We start from the raw sequence: 16411 nt of genomic DNA, 5'->3' as shown, positions 1-16411 counted from the left end.
GATGAGAACACTTGTGTTCACTATATTCTTTCTTGGAATAGCAACGGTTGGCTATTGTCAACAATGCAACCTTACCTTACAAGGTACTGTAAAAGATTTTCATGATAACTCTTATTTAGAAGGAGCAACTATTGTAGTTGTGGCTACCAATCAATATGCCATTTCTGATAAAAATGGTTTTTATAAACTTGAAAACTTATGCCCAGGGTCAATAGAAGTTGAAATTTCACACATTTCATGCAATACGCTATTGCAAGAAATTGAAATAGAAGAAGACACCACAAAGAACTTTACCCTAGAACACCATTTTGAAGAATTAAAAGAAGTTAAGGTTATTGGAGATGCTGTTCATGACAAGACCAATTCTGGACAAGAAGCCTCTATTACCACTTCAAATTTAGAAGAAAACAGTGCAGGTAATCTAGGAGATATCTTAAAGAACGTTAGTGGTATTACCACATTAAATACTGGAGCTACAATCTCCAAACCCGCTATTCATGGTTTAAATGGTAGTCGTGTACTCATTTTAAACGATGGGGTACGCATGCAAGATATGGAATGGGGAGATGAACATGCACCCAATGTTGATCCAAACAGCGTAGGCAATATCCGTGTTATTAAAGGAGCTTCTGCACTACAATATGGAGGCGATGCAATTGGAGGTGTCATTGTAATGGATCAAAACAACTATTTTAATAAAGATACCCTTTACGGTAAAACTATAGTAAATGGTATAACTAACGGTCGTGGGGGTAATATTACCTCTACCCTTACCAAAGTTTTTGAAAACCATTGGCATTTGAGCGTTAATGGTTCTTATAAAAAATTGGGAGACCAAGAGGCTCCAGACTATATTTTAAGCAATACCGGTGTTCAAGAATACGCATTGTCTTTTGATTTTGGTAAACATGGTTACAAGCAAGGATTCAATGCCAAATACTCTTATTTTAATACCGAAATTGGTATTCTAAGAGCCTCTCATATTGGTAGTGTAGACGATTTAATTCTGGCTATAAATAGCGACACACCTTTAGTAATTAACGATTTTACCCATGATATAAATAATCCTAGACAAAAGGTTAGCCATCATTTAGCCAAATTAGAATATTACAGACGTTTTAAAAACCTTGGCAAGGTACGTTTACAATACGATTTTCAACTAAACAATAGAAAAGAGTTTGATATTAGACGAGGCGAAAATGCCGATAGGGCATCCGTAGATTTGGAACTGACCACACATACCGCTGGGTTAGATGTAGAGTGGATAAACTGGGGAAAATTTAGCTTAAAATCAGGTATAATGGGGCGTTACCAAAATAACTTTCCAGACCCAAGTACCCAAGTACGCAGGTTAATACCTGATTATAAAAAATTTGACGCCGGCCTTTTTAACATTCTTACCTATAGCGCTAACGAGAACTGGACCCTAGATGCAGGATTTAGGTATGATTTTTCGCATATTGATGCTGATAAATTCTACATTACTACACGATGGGAACAACAGGGGTATGATGAAGAATTTGGAGATTGGGTAGTAGAAGACTTAGGTAACCAGCTATTGACCAATCCAAGATTTGACTTTCATAATATTTCTGCAACCGTAGGAACTAAATATGCGCCATCTAATTTTGATAGTTTTAAGGTAAATTATGCATTAGCGCAACGTGCACCCAACCCATCAGAATTATTTAGCGATGGTTTACACCATTCCGCATCTAGAATAGAGCTAGGAGATTTGCGTATCAATAGCGAAACTTCGCATAAAATAGCCATCTCTAAAGAACACGATTATGATTATTGGGGGTATGCTTTAGAACCCTATTATAATTTTATAAACAACTTCATAGTACTGGAGCCATCTGGGGTAGAATTTACTACTAGGGGCGCCTTCCCCGTTTGGTCTTACAGACAAACCAATCTTAGTATGTTTGGCTTAGATGCAAGTGCTTATGCCAATTGGACCAATAAAATTAGGACCAGTCATCTATTTTCTATAGTTAAAGCTAAGGATACCAAAAAAGAAGGACCTGTAGTAAATATTCCAGCTGCACGTACCACCAACAGTATTAGCTATAAAAACGAACAACTTAACAATCTAGAACTAAAATTAAGTAGCAATCTTGTTTTTAGGCAAAATGAAACCCCTGAGAATATTAGTGTGTACTCTCCAAGGCAAGACCAAGAAGTGGTACTGGATATTAATACAGCACCAGACACTTATCATGTCTTAGATTTTAGTTCAAAAATACAATTCAAATTAAGTGATAAAACAAAGCTAACAACATCACTTATGGCAAATAATATCCTAAATACATCTTATAGAGACTATTTAAATAGACAACGTTATTTTGCCGACGATTTGGGCAGAAATATCATTTTACAATTAAAACTCAATTATTAATAACTACTTTATGAAAACAATTAAATTTTTATCCTTATTAGCTTCTACAGCGTTCTTTTTTGCCTGTTCTGATGACAATGACACTCCAGAGGTAATTAACGAAGAAGAAACCATTACCACAATGAATATAACATTAACGCCACAAGGTGGCGGTGATGTAATTACCTTTACTTCTGTAGATTTAGATGGAGATGGCCCAAACCCACCTGTAGTGTCTGCCCCAAATTTAGCGGGAAACACGACCTACATGGGTACCATTGAAATTTTGAACGAATCTGAAGAAGAACCAGAAGATATTACAGAAGAAATTCAAGAAGAGGATGAAGAGCATCAACTTATTTACGAAATAGGTGGAGCATTAGATTCTGTTACGGTAACAGATAGTGACGGAAACGGAGACCCATTAGGACTTGAATTTACGTTGGTTACATTAACAGCTGGCGAAGCTAGTTTAAACATCTACTTAAAGCATGAACCAACCAAACCAAACGATGGTTCATTTGAAGGTTCTGGTGGAGAAAACGAATTTACAGCAGAATTTGATTTTATAGTTGCCAACTAACTATTAAAATCGTAATAAGAATAAGGCCGCTAAAAGCGGCCTTATCTATTTTTAAACGTCTATTATTTTACCAACCTTTTTACCAGAAAGCACATAAGTATACAACCACATAATGGTAAAAGTGGGTATTACATCTAAACCTGGTACCAGCTCTTCTACAAAAGTAATAACACCTGCGGCCTTGCCCGCTTTACCCTTGTACATACGGGTCATGAGCCAACCCGCAAAAGGAGCCCAAACCACGTCCAACATATCACCCAGACCAGGTAGTAATAAAGAAGACATACCTACTAGGTCTAGTAAAATACTAAGAAATAAATATTTAATCTTTTTATCTTTCATTTTAGTCATACCTGTAATTTAACTAAAAACAAGCAATTATCGTTCCAGAAAAGTTAGGATAAATTTGCGCTAATCAACTTCAAAAATTCGTTTCTAGTTTCAATTTTTTCAAATTGTCCCCTAAAACCAGAAGTAGTAGTTACAGAATTTTGTTTTTGAACTCCGCGCATCATCATACACATATGGCTAGCCTCAATTACCACTGCAACCCCCTTAGGTTGTAATGTGTTATTTAAACATTCTAAAATATCATGGGTTAACCGTTCTTGCACTTGTAACCTTCTGGCAAATACATCTACTATTCTAGGTATCTTGCTAAGTCCAACAATTTGCCCGTTAGGTATATAGGCCACGTGTGCCTTACCAAAGAAAGGTAACATATGGTGTTCACACAAAGAATATAACTCTATATCTTTTATTATTACCATGTCATCGTAATCTTCTTTAAACATGGCACTTTTTAAAATTTGCTCTGCGTCTTGTTTGTACCCTTGTGTTAAAAAAAGCATTGCCTTAGCGGCTCGTTCAGGTGTTTTTAGTAATCCTTCCCTTTCTACATCTTCGCCAATCTCATCAATAATTTTGGCATACCGATCTTTTACTTCGTTAGCCACTTCTATATTGTACTCTTCTAAATTTCTATATGGTGCCATATTAAGCTTTTTCTGTCTTTAGTTTATCCGAAAAATAGTGTTGTATTTTTTTGATTTTTGGATTAATAATAACCCTACAATAAGGCTGATTGCTATTTTCGTTATAATAGTTCCAATGCTCCTCTTCTGCCGGATAAAAAGGTTTTTCTGGACTCACTGCAGTTACTATTGGAGATTCAAAAATAGATTTTTCTGTTAACAACTCAATAAAGGCTTCGGCTTGTAAACGCTGTTCTTCGGTTGTATAAAATATTTCACTCCTGTATTGCGTACCAACATCATTGCCCTGCCTATTAAGGGTTGTTGGGTCATGCGTTGCAAAGAACACTTCCAATAATTCGTTATAGGTAATCGTATTTTTATCAAATTCAATCTTAATTGCTTCTGCATGCCCTGTTCTTCCCGTACAAATTTCTCTATAAGCAGGGTTTTTAATAGCACCTCCCGTATAACCGGACAAAACCGACAAAACACCGTTAAGTCTCTGAAAAACAGCTTCTGTGCACCAAAAGCAACCATTGGCAAAAATAGCTGTTGCCGTATCTTTGTTCATTTTCAATTTTTAGAATTTAAATTAGCAATTTTTCTGCTAAGTTAACAGTCGTTATTTTGTAAACGCCTTAACAATAACCAATTTCTAATAAAGTACTACAATTAGTACTTTTACCCTATTATAGTTAATACATGATAAAAGCAAAGAACATTCAAAAATATTACGGGGACTTACAGGTATTAAAAGGGGTAGACCTACATATTGCCAAACAAGAAATTGTTTCTATTGTAGGTGCTTCTGGAGCGGGTAAAACCACCTTACTACAAATTTTGGGAACCTTAGACACTCCAAGTAACCCCAAAGAAAGTTCTTTAGAAATAAACGGTACTTCACTTAATCAATTAAACGACAAAGAACTAGCCAAATTTCGAAACGAACATATTGGGTTTATTTTTCAATTTCACCAATTGCTACCAGAATTCACGGCTTTAGAGAACGTTTGTATTCCAGCATTTATAAAGAAAACACCAAAATTAGAAACCGAAAAGAAAGCCAAAGAGCTATTATCCTTTCTTGGGCTATCTAACCGAATTAATCATAAGCCAAATGCATTGAGTGGCGGTGAACAGCAACGGGTTGCCGTGGCACGTTCTTTAATAAACAATCCCGCTGTTGTATTTGCAGATGAACCCAGTGGTAACCTAGACTCTGAAAGTGCAGATAACTTGCACAACCTATTCTTTAAGCTAAGGCAAGAATTTGAACAAACCTTTGTTCTAGTTACGCATAATAACGAACTAGCGCAAATGGCAGATCGGTGTTTAACCATGGTAGATGGTAAAATTGTATAATGAATTTGTTGTCTAAAATCTGGGAGTTTGTAAAAGCTCCCTATTATGGCCCAATCAAAGCAAATAACCACTTAAAAGTTAAATTATTACTTAGTTTACTTTTTTGGCAGCTCGTATTGGCCTTTACAGCAGGTATGGTTATGGGTCTGTTCGTTACTTTTTTTAAACTAGAATTAGGAGAACATGCCATAAGAGAAATGGTAGCAAAAAATTCTTTTTTAAAAATCTTTTTATTGACGGCTGTAATAGCACCAGTTTTAGAGGAATTGATATTTAGAGCACCTCTTGGACTTTTTACAAACAAAAGCTTTTATAAGTATTGGTTCTATTTTTTTACCATAGCTTTTGGTTTTGTACACCTAATGAATTTTGAAAATATTGGTACAGCTATTTGGTTTGCTCCTATTTTGGTTTCTCCCCAGCTCATAGCGGGTATATTTTTAGGTTATACACGTAATAAACTTGGGCTTTTGTATTCAATGGCCTTACATGCATTATTTAATCTTATTCTTGTTAGTCCTGTTTTAATTTTTAAACTATTAAAAGGAGTTGTTTCTTGAAAAAATCCGAATTAAAATCTTTTTTGGACGAAAAGGCCGCTTATTATGAAAATCCATCCTTTTTGGATTCAGACCCCATTCAGATTCCACATTTATTTTCACTTAAAGAAGATATAGAGATTATTGGCTTTTTAACGGCTACAATAGCTTGGGGTAACCGTAAAAGTATTATTAACAATGCACATAAAATGGTGGCGTTTATGGGTAATTCGCCCTATGATTTTGTTCTAAACCACACGCAAGAAAATTTAGAACCGCTTAGCAATTTTGTGCATAGGACCTTTAACGGAACAGATTTTCAGTTTTTCATAAGAGCCCTAAGGCATGTTTATACGTTTCACGGTGGGTTAGAAGCAATCTTTACACAATATCAATCTAAAGACAGTTTGCAGCCTGCTATTACCCAACTAAAAAAACATTTCTTTGAAGTTGAACATTTGCCAAGAACCCAAAAACACCTGAGTGATCCAAACAAAGGTTCTGCTGCCAAACGCATAAATATGTTTTTAAGATGGATGTGCAGACCCGCTTCAAAAGGGGTAGATTTTGGACTTTGGAATATTCCTACCGCTAAACTTTCGTGCCCATTAGATGTACATTCCGGTAATGTTGCACGTAAGCTAAAACTAATTAGGCGCAAACAAAACGATGCGAAAACGTTATTAGAGCTAGACCATTCTCTTAGAAAATTGGACAGCAAAGATCCGGTTAAATATGATTTTGCGCTTTTTGGTCTTGGTGTTTTTGAATCATTCTAAATAGTAACACAAGCTTAATGCAGTTAAGGTTCAGCTAAACCAATCAAAATATCCACTTAAGATATTCTTAATGTTATCCAGGTACTTTTAGCACAATTAAAAGAAAAACCTTTATTAAAAAATGAGAACACTTAAAAACACCCTAATTTTTATTGGTCTTGCTACATTCGCTTCTTGCGATAGAATTGAAGATTTTATCGGAGAAGGAGGCAATGAAGGCGAAGAGCCAAAAGGTATTGAGCTTGCCAACCACTCTAATACCGCCGCTTACTTTAAAACCATGCCTGGCTTTGAGAACGTTGAGATTTATTCTCTGTTAAGTTCTGGAGACCAATTACCAGATTCTCCAAATTTTGTTTACGGTTCCATGGCAGATGGTGCTGGATTAATTGCAGAAGAGGATGGTACTTTCACCTTAATAAACAATATAGAAGCAGATTATTCTATTGCCAGAATTACTTTAGACGAAACGTTTAAGCCGGTAAAAGGAGAATACATTCTTAATGCAGAAGCCACTGCATATACGGCACAATGTTCTGGTTCTTTAATTACTCCAGAAGAACATGGTTTTGGACCTATCTACCTTTCTGGTGGCGAATGGGGCGGTTCTTCTAAAGGGGTTTTTGCAACAGATCCTTACAAAAGTACCACTAACGCAGGTGTAGCTTCTTTGCTACCAAATTTTGGACAATGGTCTACAGAAAATGCCGTAGTTATTGGAAAAGATGCTTTTCCTGGTAAAACAGTTGCTTTTATTGGTGATGACCACTCAGATAACGAAGTTCCTTCTGGCCAATTAGGTATGTACGTTGGTGACCATGGCGATTTAAACGGTGGTAAACTATATACGTTAAAAGTAATGACAGAAGGCATCAACTATGAAATGGATATGGTAGAGGGTGAAACTTACGAAGCTGAGTTTATTGAAATGGAAGAAAGAACTATTGACCTATTGGATGCTGAGGCAAAAGAAAAAGGTGCAATGGGCTTTTCTAGATTAGAAGATATAGACTGGAGAAGAGGTATTGGCGCTAACCAGAGAGAAATCTATTTTGCCGTAACCGGTAGAAAAAAAGATGGCTTAGTTGGCAAAGGAACCCTTTACGGTAGAATATATAAAGTGGTTTTAAGCGCAGATGACCCTACTAAAGCTACTATTTCTTGTGTATTAGATGGTGATAAGCTAGATGGGAAGGCCAAAGAATTCCATAGCCCAGATAACATTGTAGTTACTAGTAATTATGCTTACATACAAGAAGATCCAAATGGTTATCCAGATACTGATGATAAAGCTCATTACGCGCGTTTATACCAGTACAACTTAAACACTGGAGAAATTAAAACAGTTTTGGAATGCGACCAATTAGCTGCTGCGTCCAACGGTATTGGTAATGCCACAAGTACTTGGGAAATTACAGGAATGATAGATATTTCTGAGACCATTGGTGTAGAAGATACTTTTATCATGATTACACAAAACCACGGGTGGGAACCTGCAGACGGTTCTGCGTTTACAGACCCAATGGCAAGTACAGACCCAAATTCTAGAAAAGAAGGAAGCCAAATGTTTGTAGTGAAAGGATTGGCTAACTAATATTAGTTATGATATACTATTTTAAAACTATTACCAAAGGGGCTTATGCTTGCATAGGCCTCTTTGCTATTTTGTCTATTTCCTGTAAAAACACAGAAAAAGGCGAAGCAAATAATGCGGATAAAGCCTCTTTAAATACGCTTATTGCCCAAAATTATAAGGAAAACCTGCTTAATTGTGCTGCTTATGTAGATAGTATACAACGTACCCAAAATAGACAAGAGCTAGAACGTTATTATCTTGAAGCACGTACCCTTTTTAAAGCAGTAGAACCGGTTTTAGCATTTCAAGATGTAAGCAATTATACCTTTTTAAATGCTCCAAATATTTTAAAGATTGAAGAGGAAGATTTAACCAATATTCGCATTAATGACCCTAAAAGTTTCCAAACTTTAGAAGAAAGCATTTATGCTGATGATTTGGATATACAAACCATTCATGGAGCAGCAAATTTAATTACCCAACGGCTTAAACTATTAGAAAAGAATACAGATTTATCGTATTTAAAAGACCATCACATCCTATGGATGCTTCGGGATGCATTATTGCGTGTAGCATTAACAGGAATTACAGGTTACGATTCTCCCGTTTTAGAAGCTTCCCTTTCAGAAAGTGCAACGGTTTATCTAACCTTAAAAAACATTTTAGTTGCTGCCCAATCAAAATTCCAAGATAAAGCCTTATACGATGCATGGCTAAGTGAAATAAACCAAACCATTGGATTGTTGAGTAAAGGAGAATTTATCGCTTTTGACCGGTTTAATTTTATAAAAAACCACACCAACAAACAACTTACCCTTTTTAATAAAACAGTAGCAGATTGGCAGGTAAAATTTCCATTTACTATGGCTATTAACAATGATGCTACTTCAGTTTTTTCCAATAACGCTTTTAATACCAAACACTTTACGGATTTAAAAAACCCAAAAACTGGTAATGCCGTTGTACAATTAGGTCAATTATTGTTTAATGACCCTAATTTGTCTAAAAAAGGGAACATGAGCTGTGCTACCTGCCACCATAAAGACAAGGCGTTTACAGACGGTTTAAAGGTTTCTAAAGGACAAAAAAGAAATGCCCCTACCCTAACCTACGCAGCTTTACAGCAAAAATTCTTTTATGATACTAGGGCCGGTAGTTTAGAAGGGCAAATTGTATCTGTGGTAGAGAATGCTAACGAATTTCATGCGGATTTGGATTTTCTATTGAAAAAAGTGAAAGAAAACAACCAGTATAAATCACTATTTGATAGTATTTACAAAGGTAACGTCACCGATTTTACCATTCGTAATGCCATGGCAGAATACATACGCAGTCTGTCACCTTTTAATTCGAAATTCGACCAAAATATAAATGGATTGGAAAATACGCTTACTAAAAGTGAAAAACTAGGTTTCAACATCTTTATGGGGAAAGGAAAATGTGCAACATGCCATTTTCCTCCGGTATTTAATGGCACCATTCCACCTGCATTTAACGAAACAGAAGTAGAACTTTTAGGCGTACCCACTAAAAATGATACTATAAATGCAGTTGTAGATGCAGATTTAGGCGGCTTTCATTTATTTGGTACAGCGGAACGCAAGTACTTTTTTAAAACACCTACTGTAAGAAATGCTGCATTAACTGCTCCTTATATGCATAATGGTGTGTATTCGGAATTAGAACAAGTGGTAGATTTTTACAATCGTGGTGGCGGTGCTGGTATTGGTATAGATTTACCCTTACAGACTTTACCGCCAGACCCGTTGCAACTATCAGCAGAAGAACAACAGGCATTAGTAGATTTTATGGAGTCTTTGACTGATAGCAATTTTTAAAATAAAAGCCCCAAATTGGGGCTTTACATTATTCTGCAAAACCGTAATCTTTTGGTATATCCAAGGATATTGTTTTGCCTCCTTTAGCAATAGACCCATAAATTGCACTAACAATTATCATATCTCTTTTACCCATTTCGCCTGGGGCTAAATTGGTAGTACCATATAAAATATGAGCGGCAAAATCGTCCATTTGTAATTTTTGTTGACTTTCATGTGGAAAATCTAAAGTTTTACCATCAGAAGTACTACCGCTCAAGGGACCATAATTGTTAGCAGGTTGCAATTTAAACCAGCCATTGGTGCCAGCTACATACATACTATTTGCACTAAAATTATGCGAGGTGGTAATGTTAGCTACTGCCCCACTAGGAAAATTTAATTGTGCGGTTATGGTTTCATCGGTATCTTTAAAATACTCTGGCCGGGTAGAAAACTCCTGCGCCGCTACAGAGATAGGGTTTTCACCGGTACCGTAAATTGCACTTTGTATGGCATAAACCCCCATATTAACCAAGGCTCCGCCTCCAGATAATTCTTTGTTTAATCGCCATTGGTCAGGGTTACCAGTAGAACGGTAAGCCGCCTCTGCAGAAACAAAGGTTATATTACCGTAAGTTTTCTTTTTTACAAATTCTTTAACCTGTTGGGTATAAGGTTCTGAATGTAATCTATAACCCATGCCTAATTTTACGTTTGCTTTCTTACAAGCATTTATTATCTGCTCACATTCAGCTACGTTCATTGCCATAGGCTTCTCACAAATAACGTGCTTACCAGCTTTGGCGGCACGTACACAAAAGTCTGCATGCATAGCGTTGGGCAGTACCACGTAAACTATATCTATATCCTTGTTGTCTTTAATCGTATCAAAATTCTCATAATTATAAATACTACGCTCCGGAAGATTATATTTTTTGGCCCAACTAATTTCTTTAGAGGGGGTGCCCGTAACAATTCCAGCTAAATAACAATTCTTGGTATCTTGCAAAGCTGGAGCCAATTGGTAGGTGCTGTAACTACCCAAACCAACAAGGGCAATACCTAGTTTTTTGTCTGAGGTGCATGCGGCATTAATACCCATTGGCAAACTAACGGCTACCATGGCAGCCCCAGTTCCCTTAGTAATTTTGGTTGTAAAATCGCGTCTAGTTAGCTTATTCATAAGTCTTTAGTTGTTTTCTTTAAATATATAAAAATACCCCAGCCTAAACCCAATTACTCGCCATTAAAAATTCCTTATTTTTAGGACTAACTAAATAGACCTAAAATGAATAAGACTTTATTACTTACCTTAATTACAGGTTTTACCGTAATGTATGGTATAGCTCAAAGAACCATACCGGTAGATACTACTGTAACCACACAACACAGTGTTACAATTAACGGAAACACATTAAATTACACAGCAGTAACAGGTACACAACCTGTTTGGGACAACAATGGTAAACCAATTGCGGCTGTACATTATACCTACTACACCAAAAATGGTATAAAAAATAGAGAAAATAGGCCTCTTTTATTTTCTTTTAATGGTGGCCCAGGATCAGGATCGGTATGGATGCACCTAGCCTATACAGGACCTAGAATTTTAAAAATAGATGATGAAGGTTACCCCGTGCAACCGTATGGTGTAAAAGAGAATCCCTATTCCGTACTAGATGTAACAGACATTGTTTACATAAACCCTGTAAATACGGGTTATTCTAGAACTATTCCAGAAAATGGCAAAGAAGTGGACCGCGAGCAGTTTTTTGGTATCAATGCCGATATTAAGTACCTAGCGGAATGGATGAACACCTTTGTTACCCGTAATAATCGTTGGCGTTCACCAAAATATATCATTGGAGAAAGTTATGGAGGTACCCGTGTCATGGGTCTTTCATTAGCGTTACAAAACCAACAATGGATGTATCTAAATGGGGTAATCATGGTTTCACCTGCAGATTATAAAGTAATCCGTGTAGGTGGGCCTGTTTCTTCTGCATTAAATTTACCTTATTATACTGCCGCTGCTTGGCATCATAAAGCCTTGCCATCTTCCCTACAATCTAAAGACTTATTGGATGTTTTACCTACGGTAGAAGATTTTACTGTAAATGAATTAATACCGGCAATTGCAAAAGGCGGATTTATTGGGGAAACAGAAAAAAATACAATCGCAACAAAAATGGCAGAATATTCTGGTTTAAAAAAGCAGGATATTTTAGATCATAATTTAGACGTACCTACACGATTCTTCTGGAAGAATCTTCTAAAAGACAAAGGAGGGTTCACGGTTGGCAGATTAGATAGCCGTTATTTGGGTATTGATAAGCAAGGCTTTGGAGACAGCCCTGATTACAATTCTGAAATTACCTCTTGGTTACACAGTTTTACCCCTGCAATTAATTATTATCTACAAGAAGAGCTAAATTTTAAGACCGATGTAAAATATAATATGTTTGGTCCTGTGCACCCTTGGAATAATGAAAATGATAATACCAGAGATAATTTAAGACAAGCTATGGCACAAAACCCATATTTAAATGTTTTGATCCAATCTGGTTATTATGATGGTGCTACCACCTATTTTAATGCTAAATATACCATGTGGCAGGTAGACCCAAGTGGTAGAATGAAAGACCGTTTTGAGTTTAAAGGATACAGATCTGGTCATATGATGTATTTAAGAAAAGAAGACTTAAAAAAGGCAAATGATGATATTAGGGCCTTTATTTTAAAAACAACTACAAACGGTAAAAGCGCCAAATATTAATGAAAAAAATAAAATTTGATTCTGCCCATCGAAAAAAGCATTTTGCTTTTTTCAATGGCATGAGTCATCCTCACTTTCAGCTTACGGCAAACGTTATTATTACCAACTTCTATAAAACAATAAAAAATTATAATAAGCCACTTAACAATAGTTTAGTCTACCTTTTATCCAAAACTGCCAACGATATTAAAGAGTTTAGGTGGCGTATTCGTGGAGAAGAAGTGATTGAACATGAAATGGCTAGGCCTTCTTTTACCGTACCTACGGACCAAGCAGATGTTTTTAGCTTTTGTACTGTAGATTATTTGCCAGATTATGAAGCTTTTTTAGCTGAAGCCTCAAGAATTCAAGAATTAATGCGTACCAATCCGTCTTTTGAAGACGAAGCGGGTATGGATAATTATTTATTTATGTCTGCCATACCTTGGGTCAAGTTTACCAGTATGCAACATGCTATGAATTACCATCCACATGATTCTGTTCCTAGAATTTCTTGGGGTAAGATTTATGAGGAAAATAAGGAAATACTTATGCCTGTTAGCGTACAAGCACACCACGCACTGGTAGATGGTAGGCATATGGGAATGTATTTTAATAATCTTGAAGAAAACGCGCTTAATTTTAAATTATAATCAGACATTTGCTGTTTATTCTAGTTTTTATGTAACGTTTTAGGTTTTAAAGCTACGTATAAGTATCAATCGTGGAATATACTTATTTCGTTTTTTAAGAGCTATAAAGCCTTTCTACATCAATCATAAAAACAAACAATCATGGGATTTTCAAGCGCAGCACGTAGTGTTAAATTCAATTTAAATCAGTTAGGAAAAAGACCGCACAAAGATTATAAGGACGTTTTTGGCAAAAAGAATAAAGCAACAAAACTTGAATTCAATTTAAAGAATACAACTAGAAAAGTGGATATTCAATCTTTAATAGCCCAAAATAAAAAACGGGAGGTATTCTGGAATAGCTTTACAATTTTGCTTCCCTTGGTTATAGTTGCTATTGGGTTTTTATTCGTGTTAATCTATCTTAAATAATGTAAGTCATACCGTCATTTTACGTACCATTGAACTGCACATGAAGAAGCGTAATTGTATGGAGCCATTAAAATATTCAGTTTTAGATTTAGTACCTATTGCAGCAGGTGACGATACTGCCCAAGCTATTGATAAGAGTTTAGATTTAGCCAAGCATGTAGAAAAATTAGGCTATGAAAGGTTCTGGGTTTCGGAACACCATAATACACCCAGTTTAGCCAGTTCTGCCACGGTAGTAATTTTAAGCCATTTATTGCAAGGCACCAAACGTATACGTATTGGTTCTGGTGGTATCATGTTACCCAACCATGCCCCGTTAGTGGTTGCCGAACAATTTGGTACCCTAGCGGCTTTGTATCCAAACCGTGTTGATCTTGGTTTGGGCAGGGCTCCGGGAACAGACCAAGCAACTGCACATGCCCTGAGACGAGGTATTCAAGAAAGTGTACAAGATTTTCCAAAAGAAGTTTTGGAATTACAGCAGTTTTTATCAGAAGATAATTGGAATTCATTGGTAAGAGCCTTACCGGGAGAGGGTGCCAACATTCCTATCTTTTTATTAGGCTCTAGCACCTTTAGTGCAGAATTGGCGGCAAAATTTGGATTGCCCTACGCTTTTGCCAGTCATTTTGCACCTACACACTTACACCAAGCCTTTGAAAAGTACCATACACAATTTAAACCCAGTAAAGCCTTGGCTACGCCCTACCCTATGGCCTGCGTTAATGTTATTGCCGCAGATACGGACCAAGAAGCCCGATATTTAGCAACTAGTTTTTATCAATTTGCTATGGGTATTATCACAAACGTTAGAAAACCTTTACCCCCGCCTGTAACAAGCATGGACGGTATATGGTCTTTAGAACAAGAAATGATTATAAAAAATATGATGCACTATACCTTCATTGGTTCTATTGAAACTATACACGAACAATTAGCTGCATTTGTAGAAAAGACAAGAATTAAAGAGCTAATTATCACTACCAATATATTTGAACACGAGGCGCGCAAAAAATCTTATACGCTGGCAGCTAAAGTTCTAGACGATTTGGTATTGGTCTAATATTTTGTTTTATCTTTTGGGCTGAAACTGCACCAGTTATGAAATTGACCAAAATTATAGCGCTTATTATGTTATCGTTTTTAGGATTTTCAAAAAACAGTACGGCACAAGAACAAGATTGGCCTAATCTAACAAAGTACAAGGAGGCCAATACTAAGGTAAAAAAAGCATCTGTAGTGTTTATGGGAAACTCTATTACAGAAGGTTGGGCAAATGTAAATCCAGATTTTTTTACAACTAATAACTACGCAAATAGAGGTATTAGTGGGCAAACTACCCCACAAATGCTCTTGCGGTTTAGACAGGACGTAATCTCTTTAAAACCTAAAGCTGTTGTGATATTAGCTGGCACTAATGACATTGCTGGTAATACAGGACCAATGACCTTGGAACAAATTAGAGATAATATTTTATCTATGGTAGAGTTGGCACAAGCCAATGACATACTGCCAATAGTATGCTCTGTTTTACCTGCTTACGACTATCCGTGGCGACCTGGTTTACAACCTAATATTAAGATTCCTAAATTAAATACACTCCTTAAAGATATGTGTACCCAAACTGGGGCGGTTTATTTAGATTATTTTACATCTTTGGCAGATGAACGCAACGGTTTACCAAAAAAGCACTCGTATGACGAGGTACATCTTACAGAAGAGGGCTATAAAGAACTAGAAAAAATGGTTGCTGCCTGTTTAAATAAACAGCTTTAATCATTATTAGCGTAAAACAACCTTACGGCTTGCAATACTTGTTTAGCTCGTTTGGTTTGTTATGCCATTTCATATATCGTGGACTGGTAAAATAGGTGTCTTTTATGTACTTAAAATCCTGCTTTGCCGCCTCTATTTTATTAGGTGCAAAACCCAATTCTACCGCCTGTACGGCTGTTCTATCTTCATACATTACTGAAAAATCCAGCCCTAAATCTTCTAAGCGCCACATAAAAGATTCGGTTGCTTCTTTTATAATTTAATAGTCATAGAAATCTCGGCTTCCGTACCAATCAAAAATTACTCCATCAATTCCTGCCAATTTCATCATCAAAAAATGATATTCCTGTAAATCTGGATCAATTGATGAATACGGACCAATTAAGGGATAAAAATGGGAAGCAATCTCACGTTTACCGCTAGCATCTATTGAATCTGGGTTTTTATTGGCCATTGTCCAATATTTGCCCCAGTACCCATCAATTGGTTTGCTTTGAAACCATGGCATATAATGGGCAAATACTTTTTTAGGGTTGGTTTTTACGACATCCATGCCAGTAATTTCCATTATTTTGCTAGATTCTCCTTGTTCTAGAAGACTATCTTCCTCTATTAAAAGTTGCTTTAAATCTATGGCAGATAAAGTAGTTTTAGACTGTGTAGATGCATTGTCAGAGCTGTTGTCTACCTCCTTTTCACAAGAAGTAAGTAAAACAAAAGTTAATACTATAAAGAAGTTAATCTTTGGTTGTTTTTGATGCATGGTGTTGGTTTTGCACCACAAAAACAGGAATAAATCT

18 protein-coding genes are annotated in these 16411 nt (G+C 36.3%); 12 read left to right on the top strand and 6 right to left on the bottom strand.

What is annotated here, in order from left to right; all coding sequences use genetic code 11:
* Position 1: 1 nt before the first annotated feature.
* Both ACXAGS_RS05020 and ACXAGS_RS05015 read left to right on the top strand, forming a co-directional pair.
* Complete coding sequence (locus ACXAGS_RS05020; RefSeq protein WP_474905080.1) at positions 2 to 2401, top strand: TonB-dependent receptor; 2400 nt, start codon at positions 2 to 4, stop codon at positions 2399 to 2401.
* Between the two features lie 10 nt (positions 2402 to 2411).
* Positions 2412 to 2963 (top strand): type 1 periplasmic binding fold superfamily protein, encoded by a 552-nt coding sequence (locus tag ACXAGS_RS05015; protein ID WP_474905079.1) that lies wholly within the window; start codon positions 2412 to 2414, stop codon positions 2961 to 2963.
* Positions 2964 to 3014: 51 nt separating this feature from the next.
* Here the strand turns inward: ACXAGS_RS05015 and ACXAGS_RS05010 are convergent, their stop codons facing one another.
* Genes ACXAGS_RS05010 through msrA form a run of 3 tightly spaced genes read right to left on the bottom strand, consistent with a single transcriptional unit; the run spans position 3015 to position 4511 of the window.
* Positions 3015 to 3314 (bottom strand): hypothetical protein, encoded by a 300-nt coding sequence (locus ACXAGS_RS05010; protein ID WP_474905077.1) that lies wholly within the window; start codon positions 3312 to 3314, stop codon positions 3015 to 3017.
* A gap of 44 nt (positions 3315 to 3358) precedes the next feature.
* Complete coding sequence (folE, locus tag ACXAGS_RS05005) at positions 3359 to 3958, bottom strand: GTP cyclohydrolase I FolE (RefSeq protein ID WP_474905076.1); 600 nt, start codon at positions 3956 to 3958, stop codon at positions 3359 to 3361.
* A gap of 1 nt (position 3959) precedes the next feature.
* Positions 3960 to 4511, bottom strand: a complete 552-nt coding sequence (gene msrA, locus ACXAGS_RS05000; RefSeq protein ID WP_474905074.1) for a peptide-methionine (S)-S-oxide reductase MsrA — start codon at positions 4509 to 4511, stop codon at positions 3960 to 3962.
* 131 nt (positions 4512 to 4642) lie between these two features.
* Between msrA and ACXAGS_RS04995 the strand changes: the two genes are divergently transcribed.
* The 5 genes from ACXAGS_RS04995 (at position 4643) to ACXAGS_RS04975 (ending at position 10034) form a co-directional block, all read left to right on the top strand.
* Positions 4643 to 5302: an ABC transporter ATP-binding protein gene (locus ACXAGS_RS04995; RefSeq protein ID WP_474905072.1), complete on the top strand. Its 660-nt coding sequence runs from the start codon at positions 4643 to 4645 to the stop codon at positions 5300 to 5302.
* A complete protein-coding gene (locus tag ACXAGS_RS04990; protein WP_474905070.1) occupies positions 5302 to 5862 on the top strand; it encodes a CPBP family intramembrane glutamic endopeptidase in 561 nt (186 codons plus the stop codon). The genes ACXAGS_RS04995 and ACXAGS_RS04990 overlap by 1 nt, the downstream gene beginning before the upstream one ends.
* Complete coding sequence (locus ACXAGS_RS04985) at positions 5859 to 6620, top strand: TIGR02757 family protein (RefSeq protein ID WP_474905068.1); 762 nt, start codon at positions 5859 to 5861, stop codon at positions 6618 to 6620. Before ACXAGS_RS04990 ends, ACXAGS_RS04985 begins: the two co-directional genes overlap by 4 nt.
* 121 nt (positions 6621 to 6741) lie before the next feature.
* Positions 6742 to 8214, top strand: a complete 1473-nt coding sequence (locus ACXAGS_RS04980) for an alkaline phosphatase PhoX (protein ID WP_474905066.1) — start codon at positions 6742 to 6744, stop codon at positions 8212 to 8214.
* 8 nt (positions 8215 to 8222) lie between these two features.
* Complete coding sequence (locus ACXAGS_RS04975; protein ID WP_474905064.1) at positions 8223 to 10034, top strand: cytochrome-c peroxidase; 1812 nt, start codon at positions 8223 to 8225, stop codon at positions 10032 to 10034.
* A gap of 28 nt (positions 10035 to 10062) precedes the next feature.
* Here the strand turns inward: ACXAGS_RS04975 and ACXAGS_RS04970 are convergent, their stop codons facing one another.
* Positions 10063 to 11199: a Gfo/Idh/MocA family protein gene (locus ACXAGS_RS04970; protein ID WP_474905062.1), complete on the bottom strand. Its 1137-nt coding sequence runs from the start codon at positions 11197 to 11199 to the stop codon at positions 10063 to 10065.
* A 105-nt stretch (positions 11200 to 11304) separates the two neighbouring features.
* On the opposite strand from ACXAGS_RS04970, the gene ACXAGS_RS04965 reads away from it, so the two are divergent.
* From ACXAGS_RS04965 to ACXAGS_RS04945, 5 genes are all read left to right on the top strand, one after another.
* Positions 11305 to 12792 (top strand): S10 family peptidase, encoded by a 1488-nt coding sequence (locus ACXAGS_RS04965; protein ID WP_474905061.1) that lies wholly within the window; start codon positions 11305 to 11307, stop codon positions 12790 to 12792.
* Positions 12792 to 13424 (top strand): CatA-like O-acetyltransferase, encoded by a 633-nt coding sequence (locus tag ACXAGS_RS04960; RefSeq protein WP_474905059.1) that lies wholly within the window; start codon positions 12792 to 12794, stop codon positions 13422 to 13424. The genes ACXAGS_RS04965 and ACXAGS_RS04960 overlap by 1 nt, the downstream gene beginning before the upstream one ends.
* 141 nt (positions 13425 to 13565) lie before the next feature.
* Entirely contained in the window at positions 13566 to 13835 is a 270-nt protein-coding gene (locus tag ACXAGS_RS04955; protein ID WP_474905057.1) for a hypothetical protein, read from the top strand.
* Positions 13836 to 13893: 58 nt separating this feature from the next.
* On the top strand, positions 13894 to 14898 hold the full coding sequence (locus tag ACXAGS_RS04950; protein WP_474905055.1) for an LLM class flavin-dependent oxidoreductase: 1005 nt from the start codon (positions 13894 to 13896) through the stop codon (positions 14896 to 14898).
* Between the two features lie 38 nt (positions 14899 to 14936).
* Positions 14937 to 15611 (top strand): SGNH/GDSL hydrolase family protein, encoded by a 675-nt coding sequence (locus ACXAGS_RS04945; protein WP_474905053.1) that lies wholly within the window; start codon positions 14937 to 14939, stop codon positions 15609 to 15611.
* A gap of 22 nt (positions 15612 to 15633) precedes the next feature.
* Here ACXAGS_RS04945 and ACXAGS_RS04940 read toward each other — a convergent pair whose 3' ends face one another.
* Together ACXAGS_RS04940 and ACXAGS_RS04935 are read right to left on the bottom strand one after the other, a co-directional pair.
* Entirely contained in the window at positions 15634 to 15843 is a 210-nt protein-coding gene (locus tag ACXAGS_RS04940; protein ID WP_474905051.1) for a hypothetical protein, read from the bottom strand.
* A gap of 27 nt (positions 15844 to 15870) precedes the next feature.
* On the bottom strand, positions 15871 to 16374 hold the full coding sequence (locus ACXAGS_RS04935; protein WP_474905049.1) for a hypothetical protein: 504 nt from the start codon (positions 16372 to 16374) through the stop codon (positions 15871 to 15873).
* Between the last annotated feature and the right edge of the window lie 37 nt (positions 16375 to 16411).

The organism is Croceivirga sp. ABH4_376 (assembly GCF_056160685.1).
This window is presented reverse-complemented; position numbering and strand designations above follow the sequence as displayed.

Bases quoted from the DNA above. Each gene is read 5' to 3' on its own strand.
- ACXAGS_RS05020 (WP_474905080.1), top strand. From the start codon at position 2: ATGAGAACACTTGTGTTCACTATATTCTTTCTTGGAATAGCAACGGTT.
- ACXAGS_RS05015 (WP_474905079.1), top strand. From the start codon at position 2,412: ATGAAAACAATTAAATTTTTATCCTTATTAGCTTCTACAGCGTTCTTT.
- ACXAGS_RS05010 (WP_474905077.1), bottom strand. From the start codon at position 3,314: ATGACTAAAATGAAAGATAAAAAGATTAAATATTTATTTCTTAGTATT.
- folE (WP_474905076.1), bottom strand. From the start codon at position 3,958: ATGGCACCATATAGAAATTTAGAAGAGTACAATATAGAAGTGGCTAAC.
- msrA (WP_474905074.1), bottom strand. From the start codon at position 4,511: ATGAACAAAGATACGGCAACAGCTATTTTTGCCAATGGTTGCTTTTGG.
- ACXAGS_RS04995 (WP_474905072.1), top strand. From the start codon at position 4,643: ATGATAAAAGCAAAGAACATTCAAAAATATTACGGGGACTTACAGGTA.
- ACXAGS_RS04990 (WP_474905070.1), top strand. From the start codon at position 5,302: ATGAATTTGTTGTCTAAAATCTGGGAGTTTGTAAAAGCTCCCTATTAT.
- ACXAGS_RS04980 (WP_474905066.1), top strand. From the start codon at position 6,742: ATGAGAACACTTAAAAACACCCTAATTTTTATTGGTCTTGCTACATTC.
- ACXAGS_RS04975 (WP_474905064.1), top strand. From the start codon at position 8,223: ATGATATACTATTTTAAAACTATTACCAAAGGGGCTTATGCTTGCATA.
- ACXAGS_RS04970 (WP_474905062.1), bottom strand. From the start codon at position 11,199: ATGAATAAGCTAACTAGACGCGATTTTACAACCAAAATTACTAAGGGA.
- ACXAGS_RS04965 (WP_474905061.1), top strand. From the start codon at position 11,305: ATGAATAAGACTTTATTACTTACCTTAATTACAGGTTTTACCGTAATG.
- ACXAGS_RS04960 (WP_474905059.1), top strand. From the start codon at position 12,792: ATGAAAAAAATAAAATTTGATTCTGCCCATCGAAAAAAGCATTTTGCT.
- ACXAGS_RS04955 (WP_474905057.1), top strand. From the start codon at position 13,566: ATGGGATTTTCAAGCGCAGCACGTAGTGTTAAATTCAATTTAAATCAG.
- ACXAGS_RS04950 (WP_474905055.1), top strand. From the start codon at position 13,894: ATGGAGCCATTAAAATATTCAGTTTTAGATTTAGTACCTATTGCAGCA.
- ACXAGS_RS04945 (WP_474905053.1), top strand. From the start codon at position 14,937: ATGAAATTGACCAAAATTATAGCGCTTATTATGTTATCGTTTTTAGGA.
- ACXAGS_RS04940 (WP_474905051.1), bottom strand. From the start codon at position 15,843: ATGTGGCGCTTAGAAGATTTAGGGCTGGATTTTTCAGTAATGTATGAA.
- ACXAGS_RS04935 (WP_474905049.1), bottom strand. From the start codon at position 16,374: ATGCATCAAAAACAACCAAAGATTAACTTCTTTATAGTATTAACTTTT.